The sequence below is a fragment of the Elongatibacter sediminis genome, assembly GCF_037892215.1.
In the GTDB taxonomy this organism is placed as follows: domain Bacteria; phylum Pseudomonadota; class Gammaproteobacteria; order Xanthomonadales; family SZUA-36; genus Elongatibacter; species Elongatibacter sediminis.
The window spans coordinates 529,697-552,637 of sequence record NZ_JAZHOG010000001.1; the positions used below are offsets into that span (position 1 = coordinate 529,697).

19 protein-coding genes are annotated in these 22,941 nt (G+C 63.0%); 12 read left to right on the forward strand and 7 right to left on the reverse strand.

Translation table 11 applies throughout. The annotated features are described in order from the left end of the window. Positions 1-317: 317 nt before the first annotated feature. Positions 318-1,037, reverse strand: a complete 720-nt coding sequence (locus V3330_RS02060) for a response regulator transcription factor (protein WP_354693717.1) — start codon at positions 1,035-1,037, stop codon at positions 318-320. A gap of 221 nt (positions 1,038-1,258) precedes the next feature. Here V3330_RS02060 and V3330_RS02065 point away from each other — a divergent pair, with 221 nt between their 5' ends. Genes V3330_RS02065 through V3330_RS02075 form a run of 3 tightly spaced genes read left to right on the forward strand, consistent with a single transcriptional unit; the run spans position 1,259 to position 3,607 of the window. After that, positions 1,259-2,848, forward strand: a complete 1,590-nt coding sequence (locus V3330_RS02065) for a GAF domain-containing sensor histidine kinase (RefSeq protein WP_354693718.1) — start codon at positions 1,259-1,261, stop codon at positions 2,846-2,848. Further along, a complete protein-coding gene (locus V3330_RS02070) occupies positions 2,845-3,237 on the forward strand; it encodes a response regulator (RefSeq protein ID WP_354693719.1) in 393 nt (130 codons plus the stop codon). The genes V3330_RS02065 and V3330_RS02070 overlap by 4 nt, the downstream gene beginning before the upstream one ends. Next, on the forward strand, positions 3,230-3,607 hold the full coding sequence (locus tag V3330_RS02075; RefSeq protein ID WP_354693720.1) for an Hpt domain-containing protein: 378 nt from the start codon (positions 3,230-3,232) through the stop codon (positions 3,605-3,607). Before V3330_RS02070 ends, V3330_RS02075 begins: the two co-directional genes overlap by 8 nt. Here V3330_RS02075 and V3330_RS02080 read toward each other — a convergent pair. After that, the gene (locus V3330_RS02080) at positions 3,580-4,236 is read right to left on the reverse strand and encodes a hypothetical protein (RefSeq protein ID WP_354693721.1); all 657 of its coding nucleotides are present in this window, start codon (positions 4,234-4,236) and stop codon (positions 3,580-3,582) included. The two genes, V3330_RS02075 and V3330_RS02080, sit on opposite strands and share 28 nt — an antisense overlap. Before the next feature lie 3 nt (positions 4,237-4,239). Further along, positions 4,240-4,869: a hypothetical protein gene (locus V3330_RS02085; RefSeq protein ID WP_354693722.1), complete on the reverse strand. Its 630-nt coding sequence runs from the start codon at positions 4,867-4,869 to the stop codon at positions 4,240-4,242. Positions 4,870-5,195: 326 nt separating this feature from the next. On the opposite strand from V3330_RS02085, the gene V3330_RS02090 reads away from it, so the two are divergent. Continuing rightward, on the forward strand, positions 5,196-6,305 hold the full coding sequence (locus V3330_RS02090; protein ID WP_354693723.1) for an NAD(P)-dependent alcohol dehydrogenase: 1,110 nt from the start codon (positions 5,196-5,198) through the stop codon (positions 6,303-6,305). Positions 6,306-6,332: 27 nt separating this feature from the next. Here the strand turns inward: V3330_RS02090 and V3330_RS02095 are convergent, their stop codons facing one another. Then, positions 6,333-7,547 carry an aminopeptidase gene (locus V3330_RS02095; protein WP_354693724.1) on the reverse strand — a complete coding sequence of 405 codons (1,215 nt, stop codon included), beginning with the start codon at positions 7,545-7,547 and terminating at the stop codon, positions 6,333-6,335. A gap of 17 nt (positions 7,548-7,564) precedes the next feature. Continuing rightward, entirely contained in the window at positions 7,565-8,317 is a 753-nt protein-coding gene (locus V3330_RS02100) for an MBL fold metallo-hydrolase (RefSeq protein WP_354693725.1), read from the reverse strand. Positions 8,318-8,492: 175 nt separating this feature from the next. Here V3330_RS02100 and V3330_RS02105 point away from each other — a divergent pair, with 175 nt between their 5' ends. From V3330_RS02105 to V3330_RS02125, 5 genes are all read left to right on the forward strand, one after another. Further along, a complete protein-coding gene (locus V3330_RS02105) occupies positions 8,493-9,980 on the forward strand; it encodes a serine hydrolase (protein WP_354693726.1) in 1,488 nt (495 codons plus the stop codon). Between the two features lie 172 nt (positions 9,981-10,152). Next, positions 10,153-11,988: a hypothetical protein gene (locus tag V3330_RS02110; RefSeq protein ID WP_354693727.1), complete on the forward strand. Its 1,836-nt coding sequence runs from the start codon at positions 10,153-10,155 to the stop codon at positions 11,986-11,988. 133 nt (positions 11,989-12,121) lie between these two features. Further along, positions 12,122-12,988 (forward strand): dienelactone hydrolase family protein, encoded by an 867-nt coding sequence (locus V3330_RS02115; RefSeq protein WP_354693728.1) that lies wholly within the window; start codon positions 12,122-12,124, stop codon positions 12,986-12,988. A gap of 297 nt (positions 12,989-13,285) precedes the next feature. Further along, entirely contained in the window at positions 13,286-13,489 is a 204-nt protein-coding gene (gene cspE, locus V3330_RS02120; protein ID WP_354693729.1) for a transcription antiterminator/RNA stability regulator CspE, read from the forward strand. Positions 13,490-13,601: 112 nt separating this feature from the next. Further along, positions 13,602-13,880: an RNA recognition motif domain-containing protein gene (locus tag V3330_RS02125; protein ID WP_354693730.1), complete on the forward strand. Its 279-nt coding sequence runs from the start codon at positions 13,602-13,604 to the stop codon at positions 13,878-13,880. A 7-nt stretch (positions 13,881-13,887) separates the two neighbouring features. Here V3330_RS02125 and V3330_RS02130 read toward each other — a convergent pair whose 3' ends face one another. Both V3330_RS02130 and V3330_RS02135 read right to left on the reverse strand, forming a co-directional pair. After that, positions 13,888-17,025 carry a CHASE domain-containing protein gene (locus tag V3330_RS02130; protein ID WP_354693731.1) on the reverse strand — a complete coding sequence of 1,046 codons (3,138 nt, stop codon included), beginning with the start codon at positions 17,023-17,025 and terminating at the stop codon, positions 13,888-13,890. Between the two features lie 267 nt (positions 17,026-17,292). After that, positions 17,293-18,993 (reverse strand): L-lactate permease, encoded by a 1,701-nt coding sequence (locus V3330_RS02135; RefSeq protein WP_354693732.1) that lies wholly within the window; start codon positions 18,991-18,993, stop codon positions 17,293-17,295. 97 nt (positions 18,994-19,090) lie between these two features. Between V3330_RS02135 and V3330_RS02140 the strand changes: the two genes are divergently transcribed. The 3 genes from V3330_RS02140 to V3330_RS02150 all read left to right on the forward strand — a co-directional run bounded on the left by V3330_RS02140 (position 19,091) and on the right by V3330_RS02150 (position 22,916). After that, the gene (locus tag V3330_RS02140) at positions 19,091-20,458 is read left to right on the forward strand and encodes a UbiD family decarboxylase (protein WP_354693733.1); all 1,368 of its coding nucleotides are present in this window, start codon (positions 19,091-19,093) and stop codon (positions 20,456-20,458) included. 62 nt (positions 20,459-20,520) lie between these two features. Next, positions 20,521-21,984 (forward strand): hypothetical protein, encoded by a 1,464-nt coding sequence (locus tag V3330_RS02145; protein WP_354693734.1) that lies wholly within the window; start codon positions 20,521-20,523, stop codon positions 21,982-21,984. A 2-nt stretch (positions 21,985-21,986) separates the two neighbouring features. Next, positions 21,987-22,916, forward strand: coding sequence for a M14 family metallopeptidase (locus V3330_RS02150; protein ID WP_354693735.1), 930 nt, complete (start codon positions 21,987-21,989; stop codon positions 22,914-22,916). Positions 22,917-22,941 lie beyond the last annotated feature (25 nt).

Sequence of the window (22,941 nt, forward strand, 5' to 3'; positions counted from 1 at the left end):
GGCCAGACGATACCGTCACACGATAACCACACCAATAAGGGGAAGGAAAATGTTTCGAAAAGAAAGGAAGCTGAAAAACACCCGGGCAAGCCGTTCTCGCATGAAGGGCCTGCAAACCTGCATTTCAAGTGTCCCATGGCCCGACAACCAGGTACGGGGCCGCGATGGCCTCGTCAACTGGGCGGGAGATCCGATCGACCTGGGCGAAGTGAGAAAACCCTGGGGATGGTAATTAACTCCTGACCGTCACCTGCATTAAAACCGGGTCCCCTGCTCCTTCACTATTTGCGCTTTGGGGGCCCGGCTTTTTGGCACGTTCACACGGCCTGCTTCGCGCTGAATTTATAGCCGACACCGACCACCGTTTGAATCAAGCGGGGCTGTTTCGGATCCGCTTCGATCTTCCGGCGCAAGCGCGCGACCAACACATCGACCATGCGCTCGGATGGTGATGAATCGTGCTGCGCGATCGCATCCAGCAGTTGTGCCCGGCTCAAGACCCGGTTGGGTGCGATCACCATGGCGGCGAGCAGGTTGAATTCCGACCGTGGCAGGTGCACCTCGCACCCGGTCTGATCGTACAGCGCGCGAGCATCCAGATCCAGCCTCCAACCTTCGAACTCCAGATTACGGGCTGCGCTGGGCCGTTGCACCCGACCAGACGCAGAACTACTGCGCCGCAGGAGATTTTTCACCCGCAGCGAGAGCTCCCGCGGATCGCAGGGTTTGGTCAGATAATCATCCGCCCCCAATTCCAGGGCGCTCAGGCGAGCGTCTCGTTCACGACGCGCGGTCAGAACGACGATGGGAATCGAAGATCGGGCACGAATCTGACGCATCAGCACCAGGCCGTCTTCATCCGGAAGCCCGAGATCGAGCAGCACGAGGTCACAGGATCCATTGTCGAGTATCGTCAGCAGTTCACGGCCGGTGCCAGCGTGGGTGACGTGGAAACCCGCATCCTCGAGCGTGGCCGCAAGCAAATCCCGGACAAACTCATCGTCTTCGGCAATTACGAGGTTGGCCCTTTCAGACATACGCGATCTGCCATCTCCTGGTCGGTTCCTGCGTGAGAATCCATTCGTCCGCAGCCCGGCGCGGACGGTTGAAGGTCAATGTCATCTTATCATTCCGGATGAATGGCAATCCTGACCTGCTGCAAGTCAACTCCGGACTTCGTGATCCAGCGTCTGCGGCCTGTGGTAGATTGATTTCGTTCAGTGCCCTGACCCCGACGACACGACATCGAGGAACGTTCATGAAAGCTCCACCCATGCCGGCCAACGAGTCCGAACGCCTGCAGGCTCTGTGCGACCTTGACATCCTGGATACGGCACCCGAGGAACGATTCGACCGACTTACCCGCGTTGCGCGGGCCTTGTTCGACGTACCCATCGCCATCATCAGCCTGGTCGATGCCGAGCGGCAGTGGTTCAAATCCCGACAGGGGCTGGATGCCACGGAAACGCCTCGCGATATTTCGTTCTGCGGCCATGCGATCCTGGAAGGCACCGTTTTTCATATTCCGGACGCGTTGAATGACGATCGCTTCGCCGACAACCCCCTGGTGACCGGCCCCCTGGGCATTCGTTTTTACGCCGGCGCGCCGTTGTCGGCGAAGAACGGTTCGCGCATCGGCACCCTGTGCGTGCTGGACACCGAGCCCCGGATCATGTCGCAAGTACAGCAGGAACGGCTCAGGGATCTCGCCAACTGCGTCGCCGATGAACTGAACCAGGTCAAATTGACCGAGACCCTGGCCGAACTCGAGGATCAAAGGCGCTACACCAGCCAGATACTGGAATCGGTCTCCGAAGGCATCATCGTGATTGATGAGACGGGTACCGTGCGCTCTTTCAACCCCGCCGCCGAACGCATGTTCGGATTCGACGCCGCGGAAATCATCGGCGGTAAATTCACCTGCCTGTTGACCCCGAACGACGCCACCCGCCTGTCGGAGCAGTTGCGGCAATTTCTGACGGAAGGCGATCCGGGGGAAACCGACATACGCCAGGAAGTAGAGGGTCAGCGCAGCGATGGCACGACCTTTTCGGTTGGACTGGCCATCGGCACCACGGAATTCAAAGGTGAACGGATGTTCAACGGCGTCGTGCGCGACATCACCACCCGCAAGGAGATCGATCGCATGAAAGACGAGTTCATCGCCACGGTGAGCCACGAACTCAGAACCCCGCTGACCTCCATCATGGGTTCCATAGGATTGATCAAAGGCGGCACATTCGGACCGCCCGGGGACGAAATCCAGAACATGCTTGAAATCGCCTACTCCAGCAGTGAACGACTGGTTCGCTTGATCAACGAAATGCTCGACCTCGAGCGAATCCAGTCGGGGGTGGCGAACCTTGAATTCTCCCCCGTCGACCTCGGTGAAATCGCGCAGACTTCGCTTCAGGAATTGTCCGGTTTCCTGCGCCGCCACGATGTCACCGCCGAACTTTCCGTCCCGGATGAACCGGTCCGAACGCTGGGCGACACTGACAAACTCGCACAATCGATCACCAATATCGTATCCAATGCGATCAAGCACTCGCCGGCCGGTGAAACCGTCAGCGTCACCGTTGCCGACCGCCACGGACATTGGCGCATTACCGTGCGCGACAAGGGCCGTGGTATTCCGCTCTCGTTCCAACCCGACGTATTCAAGCGCTTCTCCCAGGCGGACACCACCGACTCACGCGCCACCCAGGGAACCGGCCTGGGTTTGAGCATCGCCAAAGCCATCATTGATCTTCACGGCGGAAGCATCAGCTTTGAAAGCGAAGAGGGCCGGGGCACGTCCTTCTACATCGACCTGCCCGCCCTGCAGGATACAGGCGACACGAAATGAGCAAATCCCTGCAAACCGTCCTGTATGCCGAGGATGATCCGGACATCCAGAACATTGCCCGCATCGCCCTGGAACGAGTCGGGGGACTGACCGTGGAGATCTGCGATTCAGGCACTGCCCTGCTCGCCGCCGTCGAACACATCACACCCGATCTGATTCTGCTCGACGTAATGATGCCGGGTGTCGACGGACCGCAAACACTGGCCACGCTCCAGAGTGATTCGCGTACGGCGGGCATTCCGGTGATTTTCATTACGGCCAAGGGACAAACTTCCGAAATCGAGCACCTCCGGAGTCTCGGCGCCATCGGCGTCGTGCGCAAACCCTTCGACCCGATGACCCTGGCGGATCAGGTACGGGCGATCTGGGACGAAAACGTCCGTGGCTAACCGCCCACCGCCAGGCAGTTTGAAGTCCACGATGGAGGAACTCCATGATCGGTATTTGGCCAGTCTGGCTGACCGGCATGGGACACTGAACCGGCTTTGGACCCGGTTCAAACGTAATTCGGAAGACCTGGACGCAGTCCACGGCATTCAAGACGAAGCGCACCGGCTGGCCGGCACGGCCGGCAGCTATGGATTTCCGGATCTCGGCGACCTGGCCCGCGCCGTGGACACCCCGTTGCGCGGCGAACTGGCGAGGCCCACACCCGATGCGGCCTTCCTCGCACGTCAATGCGATCAGTTGCTCCCGGCACTACTGGATGCCTTGCGCCGGGCCGTGCCTGATCAGGACTCCGCCCAGGCGCTCGAATGAATGTGGCTGATCTTGTCCGTCAGTGGCATGCGGAAAAAGCGCCGCAGCTCGGACCGGGTTTTCCGGCCGGCCCGCACCAGGCGCGGTTTCAAACCCTGGCAGAACCGGGCCGCGTACTCACTCGCCGCGCGGTAACGCTCGCGCTGCTCGCCTGAAAGGTGGGCGTGGAACTGCACGTTTTCGAATAGCTGGCCGTGCAGTCCATGCAGCATGTCCGTGTCCTGCTCGTCGAGAGCGAAGTACATGGTACTGACGTATTTGTCGATCTCCGCCTGCAACTCGAGTTCCAGCAGTGACAGAGTCTGGTCGTGGCTGGCACGCCAGGCCACGTAGTTGAAATGACTCAGCCCCTCGATGACCTTGCACAGATCGTCGAGCAGCCCGGATCGCAGCGCGGCCGCGGGATCATCACCGTCGAGCCGGTCGAGTATGCGGTCATCGAGATAAAGCGAGACCGCGACCCCCTCCTCGTCCTCCTGCAACAGCAGGGTTTCACCGCTCCGGGTCAGTGTATTGCCGCCACTGAGCGCCTGTGCGACGCGGGCATCGGTGACCAGAAATTCGCGAATGTCGTAACCGGGGCCGGTCTGGTAAATGTCGTGGAGTTGTTGTTGCAGACGCTCGATCATCGCTCAGTGCCGCTGGTCTGCCGGCCCGTTGACGGGTTCGACACCGCACTGGCGCAGCAGCGCCTCGGCCCTGCGGCTACCGGTCTTCAGCCAGATCTCGTAAGTGCGCAGCAAATCAACGTCGGAACTGCGCCTCGCCTCGTCCGAGATTTCGTTCAACACATCGACCAGAACCTGGAACTTGGCGGCAAGCTCCCGGTAAACCGGCGCGAACGCCTTGCCCCGAAACGTGCCACGAATCTCCTCGGACAGTGAATCGTATGCGTTACCACCCATGTAGATGTAGTAATCGACATCCACCGCCTTGCCAGCCAGTCCGTCGGCGAAGAATCCCGAGATGAACAGGGCCACGTCGCCGATGCGCTGCAACAGGTGATTGCGGTGATCGATGCGGTCGGTATTGGCTGCCTCGGCCAGCATCAGGGCCAATGGACGCAGGCCGTACTGTTCGGCATGCTCTTCGTAAAGCTCGTTGGAACGCGAGAATATCGTCAGCAGATTGACGACATAGTGTGCGGCATGAGGATCGATTTCAACGTGTTGCCGTGCGGCAACATCAGTGATCGACGTGTGAAAATACTCCTGCAGGTTTCGAACCCTGACAACCCGGTCACGCATCCCGCGATCGATCATAAGCATCTACCCCCAACTTACATCGATGATTCCTTGCGGCACGCCCGGACACCGTACTCGGTAACGATTGTCGGCGCCGTACGGACCCGCCTTGTCCTTCTATTTGCCTTGAATCGAACCCGGTGTCAAGTCGGCGTGGAGGAACACCGCTCAGGCGTTTCGATGGCGCGAAGTCCGAATGGGCGGCTGGCCACCGTCGACAAATCCTTGAATCTGAAAGAAAGGTCCGTGACTTTCGGGTCATTTGCACAGTAGAGGCAGTCGTCATAATGCACTCCGACAGCGGCACGCAAGATGCGTCTGCCGCCCTCGCCAGGGGCCTGAAGATGAAACTGCGCTACAAACTGAGCCTGGGCTTTCTGGGCGCCATCGTGATCGGGATCGTAATTCTCGCGGCCTACATCAGCCACGACGCGGACTGCACGAACGTGGCGATGGCGCAAAACGACAGTCGCACCATGCGCGCCGTTCGGTATACCTGCTACGGGGGGCCGGAAGTTCTGCAGCACGCGGTGATCGCCAAACCGGAACCCGCGGACGGGGAAGTGCTGGTCCGGGTCCGCGCCGCGGCGGTGAATCCGCTGGACTGGCACTACCTGCGCGGCAAGCCCTACATCATGCGGCCCCTGGGCGCCGGCATCGGAGCACCTGCGGACCCGAAGCTGGGCGTGGATTTCGCCGGCGTTGTCGAAGCCGTGGGGGCCGGGGTCACCCGGTTCAAACCCGGCGATTCCGTATTCGGCGGGCGTTCGGGCGCCTTCGGCGAATACCTCGTCATCCCCGAAGACCGGGCCATCGCCAAAATGCCGACCAACGTTTCATTCGCCGAGGCGGCCGCCGCACCCATCGCCGCGGTGACCGCACTGCAGGCGGTGCGCGATCACGGCGAAGTGGTTCCCGGCGACCGTGTACTGATCAACGGCGCCTCCGGGGGCGTGGGCTCCTTCGCGGTCCAGATTGCCCGCGCATTCGGTGCGGAAGTGACCGGCGTGTGCAGTACGCGCAATGTGGAGCGGGTCCTGGGACTGGGGGCGAACCACGTGATCGACTACCGCCATGCGGACTACACGCGGGGCGACGAACCTTACGACGTCATTATCGACATGGTCGGCAACCACTCGATCTCCGCCAACCGCGGCGTCCTCGAAGACGACGGCCGACTGATACTGGTCGGCAGCGCAGGCGACGGAGACTGGATCGGACCGCTGACACAGCCTGTCGCCGCCCTGATCCAGCAGCCGTTTGTTCCGCAGGAAGTCCGCAGCATGCTCGCCAGCCTCAACGCGGCAGATCTCGAAACACTGGCGGACCTGATGCGGTCGGGGGCAGTGCGGCCGTCGATCGACCGTCACTACCCGCTGGATCGGGTGGCCGAGGCCATCGCCTATTCGGAAACCGGCCGGGCCCAGGGCAAGATCATCATCGATATCGATTAACGCGAATACCGCCCGGAGGCCGCCGTTTTACGGTCGCACCAGCACGCCATCCCGAACCCAGACATCGCCTTCGGTTCGTACGGTGGCATGGGTGAAAAAATTCCAGCGGACGTAGCCGCCCCCCACTGCTCCACCCAACTCGGTGTTGTCGCCCAGCGATAGCCGCACGACACCGGCCCCGTAACCGTAATACGGAATCCACGGTTCGCCCTGGGCGGGAATCGCCAACTTCGGGTTCAGGCCCAGCGCGAATTCCCGAAAGGCGCGGCCGGCAGGACCGGCGGCATCCAGTTCCTCCAGCACGGCTTCCCGGCCGCTGTCGGCCTGCACGTCGATGACCCGTCCGGATTGAATCGTCAGAACGAGACCCCGCACTTCCACACCGCCCCACACCGTGGGAGGAAACGCGATTGTGCCATTGACCGTGGTCTCGAGCGGTGCAACGCGGACCACACCGGCCGGCAATTCCACTTCACGGTCGATCAGATTGCGGGCGGCCTGGGCGCGAGCCGCGCTCGCATTGCCGTCCTGCCGGGTCACCGGCCGATCGCCGATGCGAAAGCGCAGGTCGGTGCCGGAGGGCGTGGTCACGCGGGTTTCGCCGCCGCGCATGGCGGCCTCGAACTCGCGCTGCCGGCTGGCCAGTTCCGGGTAGTCCGTTTCCAGCAGCGCATCCAGGTACAGCCGATCCACCCCGGCATCCACGGGCTTGATCGAGCCATTCAGCTCATAGGCACCTTCCCAGTGAAAATGCACCGTGCGTCCCTGCCCGCTCCGCAACACCTCCTGCAGGGCGGCGTATGCGGGGTGAGCCCGGGCGCCGGGCAACATCACCGCGATGTCCACTCCCGACAGAGCGGCAACCCGTTCCTGGTCCGAAAGACCCGCCAGGGCGTTCGTAAACGCGGTCGACCAGCCCGCCGGAGCCGGAGCTTCACCCACCTGAATCACGCCGAGAGCATCGGCGTCCGCGGCCGCGATTTCCACGCCCAGCCGCTCCACCAGCGCATTCCACCGCCCGGGCTGCGCAATGATGAGTACCTGCTCGCCCGGCTGCAGCGCCATCCGCGCCATCAACTGGGCACCGACTTCCCGGGGAGCCAGGTTCCGGCCTCCCGCTTCCGCAGCCGAGTCAGCGCTGACATCGGTCGCGGCCGCAAGGCCAGCCAACAGGACGGCAGGCGCCAACACGGCCCGGACCCAGGCGATACACGAACCGGAATACGGCAGGCAAAGCATCATGGAAATCTCCGCCACGGTCAGTACCAGTCCCTGATCCGCACTTCGCTGGCGTCACCGACCTGTTCGGCGAAGGCCTCGACGTCGCTGCCGCGGAAATGGTACGGGTACACCACTTCCGGCCGGAAAGCGCGTACCGCGCTGGCCGCCTGCGCTTCGGTCATCGTATACGGCAGGTTGAAACACACGAATGCCACGTCGATGTCGCTCAGGGCGCGCATTTCAGGGATATCTTCCGTATCACCGCTCAGGTAGACCCGCACGCCACCCAGCGTGACGATGTAGCCATTGCCCCGGCCCCTGGCGTGATACTTCAGCCGTTCTTCGGTCAGGTTGTACATCGGCACGGCCTCGACGGTCAGGTCCAGCAGCATCGTCGTTTCACCGTTCGCCAGTACCGTGGCGGCCTCCTGAAGGTCCGCGGGCAGCTTTTCGATCACCGCGGCCGGCGCCACGAGGCGGGTCTCAGCGGTGGCGACCGCCTGCAAGGTGTCGGCATCGAGATGATCACCATGGATGTCCGTCACCAGGATGAGGTCCGGTGCCGGCAGGTCCGTGAACCGCTCACCTCCGCCCACCGGATCCACGTAGATCGTATGGCCGTTCCAGGCCATGGCCAGGGTACCGTGATTGACCGGATGGATGATGAGATCACCGCGTTCGGTCGGAACCCGGTCGCCGCTCATCTCGTCGGCGAGGGAGACGTTCGCCACCTGGGCAAGACCCAGGGCCAGCAACGCGCACACGGTACGGACAGAGTTGAAGAACGTCATGACACCTCCTTTGGGGTGGATCTGGAATCGGTCCGGTTGACCCGATTGATGGCCGCAGAACAACCTACCATAACTGAAGTTCACGCAACGAAAAGCGCACTTCAGCCTGCCCAATGGTGCGGCAATTCTTTCAAATGGGTAATCTGTACTCTCACATCCTTGCCAGGAGTGCGTCATGCACGCAATGAGCAAGCGTTCGAACCTGATCCTGCTGACGGCCGCCATCACCGGGTGCGCCGCCGTCCACGCAGACGACGAACCCATCGGCAACACGGCCCTCCATGCCCACCCAACAATGGCCGGAACCCTCGAAGTCATGGACGCCTGGCTCGAGGGCGTGCAGCGGTACGAGCAGGTACCAGGCATGTCGGTCGGCCTGGTACGAGGCGACGACCTGGTCTGGAACCGGGGCTATGGAGTCTCCAACCGGGAATCGGGACGCCCGGCGGATGCCAGCACCCTGTACAGCATCTGCAGCATCAGCAAACTGTTCACTTCCATCGCAGTGATGCAATTGCGTGATGCCGAGCGCCTGACATTGCGCGACCCTGTCAGCGAGCACCTCGACTGGTTCGATATCGAACAGTCACATTCGGAAGGCGGACCCATTACCGTCCGAAGCCTGCTGACCCATTCTTCCGGCCTGCCGCGCGAGTCCGACTTTCCCTACTGGGTCGGACCGGAGTTTCCGTTTCCAACCCGGGACGCCGTGATGGATCGCCTGCGCGACCAGCACACGCTCTACCCGGCCGATACGGTTTTCCAGTATTCCAACCTGGCGCTCACGCTGGCGGGGGAAGTGGTCGCGACCCTCACGGGCGAACCGTTCGCGGACTACGTTCAGGCGCGAATCCTCGAACCGCTCGGACTGGATGACACGCGGCCCTACTACCCCGAAGAGCTGCGCGGCGAAGCGCTCGCCATCGGGTATTCCGGCATGGACCGCAGCGGTGAACGCAGCGAGGTTCCGCCATTCTTCACCCGTGGCATCACGCCGGCGGCGGGATTCACGTCATCGGTCTCGGACCTCGCAAAATTCGCCAGTTGGCAATTCGCTCTGCTCGACCGCGCGGCCGCGGAACCGGCCGCCTCGGTGCTCGATCCGAATACGCTGCGCGAAATGCACCGGGTGCACTGGGTGAATCCGGACTGGAAAACCACCTGGGGGCTGGGCTTTCGGGTCGAACGGGTGGACGACATGACCGTGGTGGAACACGGTGGAGCTTGCCCGGGTTACATCACGCATTTCGCGATGGTGCCAAAGGATCGGATCGCGGCCATCGCCCTGACCAATGCCGGCGACGGGCCGGCGAAGAACGTCGCGCACAACCTGCTCAAGACCTACCGTATTGCCCTCGGCAAGGCACGGAGTCCGACTGAGGAAACGCCGCCCGACTTTTCCGCGTTCGAGGGCAATTACGAAGTCTATCCTTGGGGTGGAGAAATCGCGGTACGCCAACGCGGCGGTCATCTGGTGCTCGTCAACCTGCCCACCGACGACCTGAACGGAGCTCTCACCCGGTTGAAGCACGTGGCAGACAATCGCTTCGTCCGGCTGACGGATGATGACGAGGAACGCGAGCCCTGGGAGTTCGAGTTCGACGACAAAGGCCCGGCCGCGCGCATCCGGGTGCACAGCATTTACTGGAGCCGTATCCCCTGAAACCCGGCCGGGCGGCCAGTACGCCTTTCGGGCGAAGCTGCGGGGAGTTCGCTCGCACACGACTCGAACTCCGCTCCCTGCGATGGAACGTGCACCGGGCGCGCCAGAGCGTTCAAACTCCCGGAGCGATGCGCGATCGAATCAGTATCGGCACACCCGCAGGAGGCTCGTGATGCACGCACCCACTCAGCGAAATCCGATGCGTCCGGGCATCGCACTGGCGCTTCTCGTTCAGGCATCGCTGCTGCAAGCCGAGTCGATTCCCCTCGACGCCCTCAACTCTCCCCTGCCGGAGTACGGGGTGGTCCGCGGGCCGGACGGATACTACTTCGCGCGGAGCTCAGCGGCATTCGGGGAAAACGGAGCGGAGTCCATTCTCGTTTTGCGTCCGGACGGACGCATCGAGCCACCCCCGTGGGCCAGTCCCGAACACAACGAAAGCGATCCGTACTTTCGTTCCGACTTCACTCGCGTGTGCTTCGTGTCCGACCGGCCCGACCCGGCGGATCCGCACCCGGGCGATGCCGATATCTGGTGCGCCCACCGATCGGCCGATTCCTGGAGTCCACCCTCACGCGTTCCGGAGCCGGTCAACTCGCCAGCCCGCGAGTTCAGTCCCGTGATCACACTTTCAGCTGAGTTGTATTTCGCATCGGACCGCCCCGGCGGGCAGGGCCTGGGTGACCTGTATCGTGCCGTCGATTCTGGCCGGGGAACGTGGGATGTCACGAACCTGGGCCCGCCGGTCAACAGCCCCGGCGGCGAGTGGAATCTGGATATTTCTCCCACCGGAGACAGCCTGCTGTTCGAAGCGTCCCACCGGTTCACGAACCGCAGCGTATCGGGCGACCTGTACCTGAGCCGCCGCTTGCCGGACGGCTGGTCGACTCCCGTGCCCCTGTCCCGGCTGAACGCCACCGGCAGCGAACTCATGCCCCGATTTCACGCTTCCGGGCAACTCGTTTACTCGGCTTCCCGGGACGGGGATGCGCAGATCAGATTGGTGGCAGCCGGGGATTTTCTTCCCGTTGGCCCGCGACTGCTGGCGGTATCGCGCTCGGCCCATGAACTCGTCGTCATCGACCCACGCACCCTGAACGTGCTCGAGCGCCGACCCGCCGGCTCGGGACCGCATGAAGTGGCCATCACCGAGGATGGCCGCAGGTACCTGATACCCTCGCACGGAGTATTCCCGGTGCCTCATTCCGAACCCATTCGCCCGGACCAGATGCGCTGGTCCGAATCGGAAAGCACCGGTTACATCGTTGGCGACCTGATGTCGCAGGCAGCCACCCGTGAATACCGGGCGCCGTGCGAAAGACCTCATGGCATTACGATGACCGCCCAGGGCGACCGGGCCTGGCTGACCTGCGAAGACAGCGGAGACATCGTCGAACTGGCACCGGATACCGGCGAAGTGCTTCGCCGCCTGCATACCGGGCCGGGTGTCCACAAGGTCCTGTATCTGGCTCGCAAGAACCGCTTGCTGGCCAGCAACCCCGAGACGGGCGAGGCCTACCTGGTCCATCTTGACGACGCGTCGATCACCCCTCTGAACACCGGCGCGGGCGCTGAAGCCCTGGCAGCCTCTGCCGATGAAAACACCGGTTGGGTGGCGAACGGGTTCGCCAGGACGCTGTGCCGTATTGATGTGGAATCCGCCGAGGTGGACGGATGTTGGCCCACCGGTGGCGCCTTTCCCATCGCCCTGGCCGTGGACGAGCGGCTCGATGTGATCTGGATCGCACGCTCGGCATCCGCCGACCTCGCCGTATTTTCGATCGGCGAGCGGAAAGTAGTCCGGGAAATTCCGCTGCCGTCCAACCCCCTGGGCATGGCCCTGGATGCCACCGGCGGCCGGCTGTTCGTCACCCTGCCCCGGCTCAACCGCATTCTGGTCCTCGATACCGGGTCCGCCACGATCACCGGGCACATCGATGACATCATGGAAGCCGACGACCTCGACTTCGTGCCCACGGCGGCCTTCGGCTCCACCCCGGACACCTGATACCGCAATTCCAGCCACTTCCGTTATACGTTCGCCGTTCGTGCGCTCTGGGGATTTTACGGCCGCCCGCATGAATGCAGTATGTTGAGTCAGAACCGGTTCACAGAACTCAACCGAAAGGGAGGATTCGCAGATGTGCGACCCGAAGCAGTTCGAAACTGATCTCAGAAAGTACATGACGCGCCGTGAATTCGGTGCCCTGGCTGCCGGCGCCGGGTTGTCACTGATGCTGCCACGCGCCGCTGATGCGCTGGACATCGTCGAGGCGGATGTGGACATCGAAACGCCGGACGGTATCGCCGACGCCCACTTCGCGCATCCGGCCAGCGGCGCACACGCCGCCGTTCTGGTCTGGCCGGATATCCTGGGTCTGCGTCCGGCTTTCCGGCAGATGGGCCGGCGTCTCGCCGAATCCGGCTACGCCGTGCTCACCGTCAACCCGTTCTACCGCGTACAGCGGGCGCCGGTGGTGTCCGAAGGCGCGAGTTTCGCCGACGAGGCGACCCGCGGCATCGTGCTGCCCATGGCCCGGGCACTGACCCCCGAAACCCATGTGACCGACGCCAGCGCATTCACTGAATGGCTGGACGGCCAGTCCGCGGTCGACAGCGGGCGCGGCATGGGCACCACCGGCTATTGCATGGGCGGGCCCATGGTGATGCGCACGGCCGCAACCCGCCCGGATCGCATCGCCGCGGCCGCCACTTTCCACGGCAGCCGCCTGGTGATGGATGATCCCGCCAGCCCGCATCTGCTGATACCGCAAATGAAGGCCGCCTTCCTGATTGCCATCGCAGAAAGCGACGACGAACGCGACCCGGAAGCCAAAGGCATTTTGACCCGGAGTTTCGATGCATCCGGTCTCGCCGCGGAAATCGAGGTCTACGACGGTACCGCCCACGGCTGGTGCCCGCCGGATTCGTCGGTCCACAACCAGCCGCAGGCGGAACGCGCCTGGACGCGCCTGCTCGCCCTGTTCGATTCGGGCCTGGCCGGCTAGCTGACCCCTGCCGCTCCGGCAGGCCGCGCGACTTGAAAATCGCCGGGCACCGCCCGCCCGGCGTTTCCGGATCAAAGGGCGTCATCGCACATTCCACTTGCCGCGCCCCGGGTTTACCTGTACCCTTCGCCCCGACGTTGGACTAACACCCTCGTCGTAACAAATTGGTTGCACCTCTTTCCAGGTCACACAGAAGTTCCGAATCGGTATCTCCTGCGCTAAGCCTTCAAATTGAGTCATGCAATTAATGTTTTCCATGTCCAATATGGACACTTTTTGATTAGAAGGTAACAAACAATGGCTACAGGTACCGTCAAGTGGTTCAATGATTCCAAGGGCTTCGGCTTTATTTCTCCTGCCGATGGTGGCTCGGATGTATTCGTACATTTCTCCGCTATCCAGGGCGGCGGCTTCAAGTCGCTTGCCGAAGGCCAGCAGGTTGAATTCAACGTTGAGGATGGCCCCAAAGGCCCCCAGGCCACCAACGTGGTCGCGGCCTGAATTCACACCGCAACAAGTACTGAACAGACCCCGCGCCAGCGGGGTTTGTTTTTTCTGGTCCCTTCCCCCTCGTGCACGGCCACGCCGTCGTACGCCCCCCGGAGTCACTCCAATGCTCAAACTGTTTATCGGTAATTTACCCGGAGACGCCAGCGAATCGTCGGTTCGCAAGCTGTTTTCAACGTACGGAACGGTGCGCTCGATCAACGTCGCCGCGGATATTTTCACCGGACACTGCAAAGGCTTTGCCACGATCGAAATGGAAGGCCACGAAGCCCGCGCCGCTCAAGCCGCGCTCGACGGCCACATGTCCGGCGGTGAAACCGGTCTCAGGGTCCGTTTTGAACGCTCGGGAGGCGCCAAACGCGGTCGCGGCCGAGGCCGGCGCTAGCTTGCCGTCAATCCGATCCCAGAATCGAGTCGACCCGTGAAAGCAGGCGGCCCACGTCGAGCGGCTTGGTGAGATAATCTGTCGCGCCCGCAGCGCGGGCTTCCTCGATTTCCTGCTCCATGGCCCCGGCCGAAAGCACGATGACCGGCAGATCTTCCAGGCCCGGATGGGCACGCAGGAGCCGAAGAATTTCGATTCCGCCCAAGTCGGGCAGGGCAATGTCCAACAACAGCAGGTCCGGCGGTTCGGCCATCGTCGCCTCGAGTCCCTCCCGCCCGCGAATGAAGTTTTTCAGCTGAATGCCTGGCCGCTGCGCGAGAAATCCGCGAAGGACCGCCGCATTGGTCAGGTTGTCTTCGATCGAGTAAACCCGCCCTCGCACACCGCTGCCGGCCGCTTCCTGTTTCGGTTCCTGGTCTTGCACCGGGCCGAAAGGCTGCGTCGCCGCGGGCAATTCGACGGTGAAACTGGATCCCACGTTCGGCGTACTCTGCACTTCGATTCGGCCGTCCATCAACTGGATCAGGCTGCGCGCGACCACGAGTCCGATTCCCGCGCCTTCCTTGCCACTGGTTTCACGGCCGAGCCGGTTGAACGGTTCGTACAGCCGGGCGAGTTGCGCCCGGGTCATGCCCATCCCGGTGTCTGAGACCTGAACATAGACACGGTCGCCCCGGCGGCGTGTCCTCACGGAGATCGACCCGCCCCTGACGTTGTACTTGATCGCGTTGCTCAGCAAATTGGTGAGCACCTGCTTCAGGCGCGTGGGGTCGGCTTCAACCGCCGCCGCATCGTCAGCGAGGGCCAGGTCGGCCCGGATGTCGAAGTCGGCAAGCTGCTCCTGCAGCATGGACAGGCACTCGCGCACCTGAGCATTGACGTCAACGGTTTCACGCACCACCTGCATGGTGCCTGCCTCGATTCGGGAAAGATCCAGAATGTCGTTGATCATTTCCAACAGGAACCAGCCGGCCGTCTGAATCTGGTTCACCCGCTCCGACTGATCGGGGGTCAGGCTCTTGCGACGATCGAGAGCCAGCAATTGAGCGTGCCCGAGAATGGCGTTCAGCGGCGTTCTCAACTCATGGCTCATCTGCGATACGAAATCGTCTTTTGCCAGATTGGCCGCTTCCGCCACCTCGCGGGCACGCTCGGCCTCCTGCAACAGGAGCTCTTCGCGAACGTCCTCGACCACAGCTACGACGCGCAGGGGCTCGCCTTCGGCATCACGCTCAAGGGCGAGCCGTACCCGCACCTGGGCACTCGAACCATCGGAGCGGATGTACCGCCTTTTACTCTCCATCTGCGTGACCTCGCCGGAGATCAGGCGGGCGAAATCCTCGGCGGCGGACCTGCGATCCTCGGGGTGCACCATGTCGAGCGCGCCAAGCTCCCGCAGGCTGGCCTCATCGTGTCCCGCGATCTCGCAAAACCTGGGGTTGGCCCGCAGGACCCGGCCACTCAAATCACAATAAGCCAGCCCCACCGAGGCATGATCGAATACATTGCGAAAGCGTTTCTCCGACTCCTGCAGCGCCTGTTCCTTGGCTCGCCGCTCAGTAACTTCGGCGCTGAGTTGGCGCGTACGCTGTTCCACCACCGCTTCGATACGCCGGGTGCGCCCGCTGATTGACAACAGGAGCACACCCAGCATCACGATGGTCAGCAGGGAGACCCCGCCAAACAATCGCGAACCCCACGGGGTCTGCGCCCGGCCAAACCCCGCGGATGCCGTAATCCGCGTGTGCCAGGTGCGGCCCGCGAAGGCGAACGCATGGTCGTAGGACAAACCGGACAATTCGTCGGCCGCCTCGCAACCCGGCATACCGGCCAACCGCATTACCGTTCCATCGGGTCTTACATCCATCAGGCAGATGCGCAACTGATCTGCGACCGTGCGCATCGCATCATCGATCACATCCTGCATGCGTAACGTGGCGAATACGACACCAAGATACTCGCGGGTCGACCCGGCCGGTGTATCGGTGGCCGCGCCGCGCACGGCCATGTAAATCACGACACCAATCTGGTCGTCCGTTTCCTGGGTCAGGCGAAATCCGCTGGTGGCAACGGGCTCGAAAGAATCCGCGGCGAGGGCAACGGCTCTGCTTGGCTCTTCGATGGACAGGGTGTTGGCGCCAAGGGCCTGCGTATTGGCCGGCTCGGGTTCCGCGTAGGTGATAACCAGCAGTTCCTCATCCGGGCCCGGCCGCGTCCGCTCCGGATCGCGATTGAATACCGTGAACCCGGACCGGCCGGATTCACGAACGCGCCGCTCGAACGCATCGAGCCCGCGGGGAGCGACACGCGCGGACCACCCCAGCGCCTGCAAACTGGGTTGCTCGTCGAGCCAGGGCGCGGTAAACGTCCGAAATTCGTCCCGGCTGACATCCGGGTCGTGTTCCAATAAACCGTGGGTAGCGCGCAGCGCATCGATATGGCTGCTGAAATGCGCCTTCAGACCCTGGGCGAACAGGTCGGCCTCCCGCCTGAAATTGCCATTTCGCCTCTCTTCTTCCCAGTGCAGAACCTCGACAATGCCCCAGGCCACGAGCGCAGTGACGAGGATCATGGGCATGGCGACGCTGGCGACTCTCGGCGCCCACACCTTGCGCGGCCGGCCAATGAACGCCAGGGTCACCGGAGCGGCAATCAACACCCCCACAGAATCACCCAACCACCAGCCAATCCAACTGACCGGAAACTGACTGGCCGGCAGGATGCCCAGGATTTGCATTCCGGCCAGGCTGACGGTCGCATTCAAAATACACGCGATGGGCCCGGCCAGCAGACCGAACATGAAGAATTCCCGGAAATTGTCGAGTCTGGGTTCCGTCGAGACGAATCGTCGAACCAGCCAGGCAGCGACACCCGCCTGCAGCGCCGCACCGGCACCTGTGGTCACAGCCAGCACAATAACAAAGCTCTGCAGCCCGTGGATGGGTCCGTAGACGAGCAAAGCGTGCACCACCGAACTCAAAAAAATGACCGGCAAAACACGCATGCCCCAGACCAGTGCGGCCGCCACCGCAATTCCCGCGGATGGATACAGAGGCGATGCAGATGAGGGAGGAATGGATATCTGCATCGCAGCCAGCCCGACAACCACGTACACGAGGGCAAGCAACGGTAGCTTCAGCACCATGTCTTGGACTTCCTGTCGGAACGAATGCACACAGGGACTCCATTCACCAACCGAATGAAGTTTGCAGACCTGGCCGGCCACCAGGCCCCGTCGCCCCCGTAGACTGCAAACCCTCTTCGAACCCGGGGTTTGGACCCGGGTATTGTAGCCTCAAACCACCCAACATGCGCAGCCTCGACCGCGCCAGCGGGGCCATCAGATCATTCACGGCAGCAGTCGTGCCGGCCGACCCCCGGCCTGTCGCCCGGCGAAAGGTTCCGAACGGGCCTAGTCCAGCAGAACGATGACGAATCCGGCCAGGCCGGTCAGCAGCGCATAGTAAACAAATGGCAGAAAGGTTCTGCGAATGACCAGTCCTTCGCGGCCCAACATCCCGACGACCGCGCAGGCCGCCACCACGTTGTGCACACAGATCATGTTGCCGGCGGCCCCACCCACGGCCTGCAGCGCAACGATCCAGGACGGATCGTAACCGATGCGCTGGCCCACCCCGAACTGAAACGACGAAAACATCATGTTACTGACCGTGTTGCTGCCAGCGACAAACGCGCCCAGGCCGCCGATGAATGTCGCGAACACGGGCCAGGCCCCGCCCGCAAGCGCCGCCACGCCATCCGCCAACACGATTGGCATGCTCTGGATCCCGCCACTGCCTGCCGAATTGATGAACACCTGCACCATCGGCACCGTGAACAGCAATGCGAAAGAGGCGCGCAGCGCGGCCGAACCGGACCGCCGCATCGCCCGCCCCAGGGATGCCGCGCTCATGCGGTGAAAAAAGGCGGTGAACAAGACCGCCACCAGAAAGACCGTACCGGGCAGATACAACGGCGCGACACTGACCGAGATGTGCGTGCCGAACAGCTCCGGAATCTTCAGTGAAAGGCCCTGCATGAACGCCTTGAACGGCAGAGCCTCCACGCGGGTGATAACCAGCAGACCGGCGACCACGACGTAGGGCACCCACGCCGCGACCGGACCAATCTGGCGATCCGGTACGGTTTCGGCGCGGACATCGATGAGGCCGGACCAGTCCTCAGGCCAGCTCGACCGGTCCGCGAACTGCCATTCATCGACCGGAGTCAGGAAACGGCGCCTGGCAGCCCAGATCACGATCATCAGGCCGCACAGCCCCCCCAGCAACGAGGGAAATTCCGGCCCCAGTACCACGGCGGCGATGAGGTAGGGAACGGTCATCGCGACCGCCGCGAACAACGCGAACTTCCACGCCCGAAGCCCGTCCCGCCAGGAACGATTCTCGCCAAACAGACGGGTCATCACCGCGATGACGATCAGCGGTATCAGGGTACCGGCAAGGGCGTGCAGCAATGCGACCTTGATGGCGATCAGCCTGAGCAAGGCGCCGAAGTCCGGCAACGCAGACTGCTGCACCCAGGCACTCACGGCCGGGTCGTTGCCGAGACCGGTCGCCACGCCGACCAGGATCGGCGTACCCGCGGCGCCGAACGAGACCGGGGTGCTCTGAATCAGCATGCCGGCGATGACGGCGGCCAGAGCCGGAAAACCGAGACCCACGAGCAGGGGAACGGCCACCGCGGCCGGCGTACCGAAGCCGGAAGCGCCTTCGATGAAGGAACCGAACAACCAGGCAATGATGATCACCTGCACGCGCCGATCGGGCGAGACATTGCTGAAGGCGGCACGGATGGCGTGCAGCCCCCCGCTCTCGTGCAGGGTATTGAGCAAGGCGATGGCGCCAAAGATGATGAATACCAGGGTGGCGGCCACAATCAGCCCGTTGACGGTAGCGGCGGCGACAGTCGCGGCCGGCACACCCCACACCAGCAGCGCCAGCGACACGCAGCTCAGGTAGGCGACGGGCATCGCGCGGCTGGCCGGCCAACGCAGGCCAACGAGAAGGATGCCGACCACCACGATTGGCACCAACGCCAACAGCGCCAGGGCGCCCACCGATAGTCCAATTCCCGTACTGATTGGTTCAACCACAGGTTTGTCCCCCCGCCCGGCTACTGAAACCAACAGCCGCATACTTTATCCTATCGCCAGCCCCACGAACGATCACAACCATTCGGAGAGATCACCCATGGACCTAGCAGCACGCGGCCTGACAGACATGCAGCGTTACATCGAGTTTCTCGAAGCAGGCAATCACCTGGTACGGGTACGCAGCGAAATCGACCAGGATTTCGAGCTCGCCGGCATCGCGCGCCGCTTCGAAGGCGAAAAAGCCGTTCTGTTCGAGAATATCAAGGGGCAGGACTACCCGGTTCTGATCGGCCTGTACTGGAATCGGCCCATGGTCGCAAAAATTTTTGGCACCACCAGTGAGCGCCTGCCGTTCGTACTCAGTGACGAGATTGCCGCATGGCGGGAAGCGCCCGTCGACCCGGTGATTTGTGACAGCGGCCCGGCGAACGAAGTCATCGAAACCGATCCCGACCTCTACCGGCTGCCGATACCGCACCACGCCCTGGGTGACGGAGGCCGTTACCTGACCTCCAGTGTAGTCATCACCAGGGATCCCGATACCGGGGTGCGCAACCTGTCGATTCACCGCATGATGGTCACCGGCAAACGGCGCTTCACCCTGCTTCTCGAAGAACTGGGGCACGTAATGGATTACTACAAACGCGCGGAGGCCCGTGGAGAACCGCTGGAGATCACCGTCAGCAACGGCGTCGACGTTGGCGCCCACCTTGCGGCCGCCTCACCGGCTTCCGCGGCACCGATCGACACCGACGAGCTCGGCATAGCCAGCCAGGTCCTCGGCGAACCGGCCCGTTTGCTGCGTTCGCAGACCGTGGGAGTCGAAGGCCTGGCCAACGCACAATTCGTCATTGAAGGCCGCATCCTCCCCGGCGTACGCGAACCGGAAGGCCCGTACGCGGAAGTGACCGGCTATTACGCCTCGCGTGAAGACCGCTGGGTCATGGAGGTCACGGCCATCACCCGTCGCAAAGCGCCGATTTTCCATTCCATCCTGTCCGGACTGGAAGTTCGTCAGGCTTATTCTTCGGTGGCGGAAGCCGGCGTATTCGGCCGCATCCGCAGCCAGGTACCCGAGGTGAAAGCGGTACATTTCTCGGACGGCAGCGTGCCCTACAACCTGGTCGTAGAGGTCGACAAGACCGACGAAGACACGCCACGCCGTGCTATCGACGCCGCGTTCGAATCCCTGGCCTTTCTCAAGACCGTGACGGTGGTGGACTCCGATGTGGACATCTTCAGTATCGCCGACGTGGAATGGGCCGTGGCAACCCGTTGCCGTTATGAACACGACGTCATCACCATCCCGGACGCCATCGGCCACCGGCTCAACCCGATGGTGGAAAACGACCGCTGGACCCGGATGGGTATCGACGCGACGGTGCCCTTGCCGCGCGAGGCGAAATACGAGCGTGCGAAAATGCAGGACGTCGACCTCAGCGACTACGACATCAGCGGACATTGACCGGTACGACCGATTTTCACTCCGACCCGAACGAATCGGCGACAACCCGAGGAGACAAGGTAATGAACCGCAATGCGAAACCCGGCGTTCCGCCGAATGGCATCGAGTCCGCGCCGACTCATCCCGCCCCATGCGGGCCGAGCTTCCGCCTGGTCAGGACTGGAGTCGGGGCTGCGGCCGCGATCTTGCTCATCCTGCTTGGCGCCACGGGTTGCTCCGAATCAGCGCCTCCAGCCGAATCCGCCGGACCGGAGTCGACGGAGAACCGGACCGCTCCGGACACACAGACCGCGGCTGAGCCGGAAACTGCAGCGTCAGCCCCCGCGCCAGCCAGCACGGGCGAGGCGGCTGCCGCAGAACTTGCCGACCTCGTTACCATTTGCCGGGTGCCCGATCCGGCCAATCCGTCATCCGCATTTGAAGTCTTCCGTTCCGAACCCGACGACACCGGGGATTACTGGGTGCGGTACTCGTGCCGGGAAAGCTGTGACGACTGGCGCGCCTGCCGGGTACCCGCGGTCATGGAGGACGGGGGTCCGGCCATCATGGACGGCCGCGATCCGGGCCGACAGAAATCGGCGCTGGCTTACGTGACCGGCGACATGGGCGGCCACCTCACCCTGAGCGCCGACGGTGACACCACCGTGTTCATCCACACGGGCGCCGGCGGCACACGGTATTACGCGGAGGTCGCCGCAGACCTGGAACGGCGTTCCTCGGCCCGGACCGCCATGGTGCGCTGGGAATCCGGCTTCGTTGGCGAAGCGGTGGTGGCGCCCTTCCCCGCCCCGGTTCACTGGGGCTGGTACTCGCGCAGCACGCCGGAAGGCACGACCATCCCGGCCCTCAATCGCCGTGTCGCCTCCATCATTGCATGGAGCCACCGCGAACTGTCGGAAGAGCACGTGTTCGCCACCATGGGCTGCAGCATGGGCACGAACGCCACCTTCATGCCGGTGCTCTGGCACGGCCTCGATCCGATCATCGACTACCAGCTGTTCGTCGGCGGACCCAATATGTGGGATTTGAACGCGCACTGCGGGCGCCGGCAGTACGACCGGGGCTATTGCGATCTGGATGGCGTCACGGAGTGCCACACGGATGCCGACTGCAAAACTCTGGGTGCAGCGGCCCGCTGCGTATCGCCCCGTCCTTACCGGGAGATCAACGCGCTGTACGACACGTTCGCCAACCACGTGCACAAAACCACGGCCTGCGACATCCGCGGAGCGGATGAAAACAGCGAACCCTGGCCGGCGTTCAACGCCAGCAGCATGCGGTTCGCCGATGACGGCGACTGGCAAATCGACCACCGGGTCGACTTCCTGGTCAATGTGGGCATTGAGCAATCCGACACGGTGTTTGGCGGAGATTTCTACTGGGCCCTGGGCGATTTCCCATTCGTGTTCAACCGCATCCAGCCGGCGGAAAACCGCCAGTGGCATCTATACCCGAACAGTGAGCATTGCGACGCGATGACCTCCGGCGACAGCGTCTCCCTGATTGTCGAACGCCTGGGTCTCTGAGAATGACCGACACCTACCCCATCGGCACACCCGGTACACCCTGGGGCGATGCCGAAAAGAAGGAGTGGCGGCAGGCACAGCAGGCCAGGCGGTCGTACGCGCAGGAAGTGCTCAAACGCCTGGAACCTCTGCACGCGCACTTCGAGTTCATCGAGTACGGGGCACTCTCCGTGGCGCCGGACCGCTATCCGCTGATCGCGGTCAAGTCCACGCGCTGGGAGCCGGACCGGCCCTCGATACTGATAACCGGTGGTGTCCACGGTTACGAAACCAGCGGCGTTCAGGGGGCGATCCGCTTTCTGACCACGCAGGCTCCGGTTTACCTGGAGGCTGTCAATATCCTGGCCTTCCCGTGTGTGAGCCCCTGGGGCTACGAAACCATCAATCGCTGGAACCCGGCCGCCATCGACCCCAACCGCTCTTTCAGCGGCAGCGGCGGCTCGGAGGAAGCCGCGGCGGTGATACGCCTGCTCGATACGCAGGACATTGCGTTCACCGTCCACTTCGACCTGCACGAAACCACGGACACCGACAATACCGAATTTCGGCCGGCGCTGGCGGCGCGCGACGCCAAACCGCAGGATGTCTGGCAGATTCCGGACGGCTTTTACACCGTGGCCGACAGCGAACGCCCGGAACCCGGGTTTCAGCGGGCGATCATCGAGTCCGTGGAACCGGTTACCGCGATCGCCCCACCCGATGACGCCGGCCGGCTCATCGGTGAACCCATCCAGCAGAAGGGCGTGATCACCTACCCTGCGAGAGCTCTCGGGCTGTGCATGGGTGTGACGGCCGCACGTTTCGTCACCACCACGGAAATGTATCCGGACAGTCCCCGCGTCGACGATGAGAACTGCATTCAGGCCCAGGTCGCCGCGGTTCGAGGCGGCCTGCGGTACCTGGTACAGTCAATGGAAGCGTATTCACGGTAAATCCCGTATCCGGAGGGGTCACGGG

What these genes read in the sequence shown, in the direction of transcription:
- V3330_RS02060 (WP_354693717.1), bottom strand. Translation starts at nt 1,037, where the DNA reads ATGTCTGAAAGGGCCAACCTCGTAATTGCCGAAGACGATGAGTTTGTC.
- V3330_RS02065 (WP_354693718.1), top strand. Translation starts at nt 1,259, where the DNA reads ATGAAAGCTCCACCCATGCCGGCCAACGAGTCCGAACGCCTGCAGGCT.
- V3330_RS02070 (WP_354693719.1), top strand. Translation starts at nt 2,845, where the DNA reads ATGAGCAAATCCCTGCAAACCGTCCTGTATGCCGAGGATGATCCGGAC.
- V3330_RS02080 (WP_354693721.1), bottom strand. Translation starts at nt 4,236, where the DNA reads ATGATCGAGCGTCTGCAACAACAACTCCACGACATTTACCAGACCGGC.
- V3330_RS02085 (WP_354693722.1), bottom strand. Translation starts at nt 4,869, where the DNA reads ATGATCGATCGCGGGATGCGTGACCGGGTTGTCAGGGTTCGAAACCTG.
- V3330_RS02090 (WP_354693723.1), top strand. Translation starts at nt 5,196, where the DNA reads ATGAAACTGCGCTACAAACTGAGCCTGGGCTTTCTGGGCGCCATCGTG.
- V3330_RS02095 (WP_354693724.1), bottom strand. Translation starts at nt 7,547, where the DNA reads ATGATGCTTTGCCTGCCGTATTCCGGTTCGTGTATCGCCTGGGTCCGG.
- V3330_RS02100 (WP_354693725.1), bottom strand. Translation starts at nt 8,317, where the DNA reads ATGACGTTCTTCAACTCTGTCCGTACCGTGTGCGCGTTGCTGGCCCTG.
- V3330_RS02105 (WP_354693726.1), top strand. Translation starts at nt 8,493, where the DNA reads ATGCACGCAATGAGCAAGCGTTCGAACCTGATCCTGCTGACGGCCGCC.
- V3330_RS02110 (WP_354693727.1), top strand. Translation starts at nt 10,153, where the DNA reads ATGCACGCACCCACTCAGCGAAATCCGATGCGTCCGGGCATCGCACTG.
- V3330_RS02115 (WP_354693728.1), top strand. Translation starts at nt 12,122, where the DNA reads ATGTGCGACCCGAAGCAGTTCGAAACTGATCTCAGAAAGTACATGACG.
- cspE (WP_354693729.1), top strand. Translation starts at nt 13,286, where the DNA reads ATGGCTACAGGTACCGTCAAGTGGTTCAATGATTCCAAGGGCTTCGGC.
- V3330_RS02125 (WP_354693730.1), top strand. Translation starts at nt 13,602, where the DNA reads ATGCTCAAACTGTTTATCGGTAATTTACCCGGAGACGCCAGCGAATCG.
- V3330_RS02130 (WP_354693731.1), bottom strand. Translation starts at nt 17,025, where the DNA reads ATGGTGCTGAAGCTACCGTTGCTTGCCCTCGTGTACGTGGTTGTCGGG.
- V3330_RS02140 (WP_354693733.1), top strand. Translation starts at nt 19,091, where the DNA reads ATGGACCTAGCAGCACGCGGCCTGACAGACATGCAGCGTTACATCGAG.
- V3330_RS02145 (WP_354693734.1), top strand. Translation starts at nt 20,521, where the DNA reads ATGAACCGCAATGCGAAACCCGGCGTTCCGCCGAATGGCATCGAGTCC.
- V3330_RS02150 (WP_354693735.1), top strand. Translation starts at nt 21,987, where the DNA reads ATGACCGACACCTACCCCATCGGCACACCCGGTACACCCTGGGGCGAT.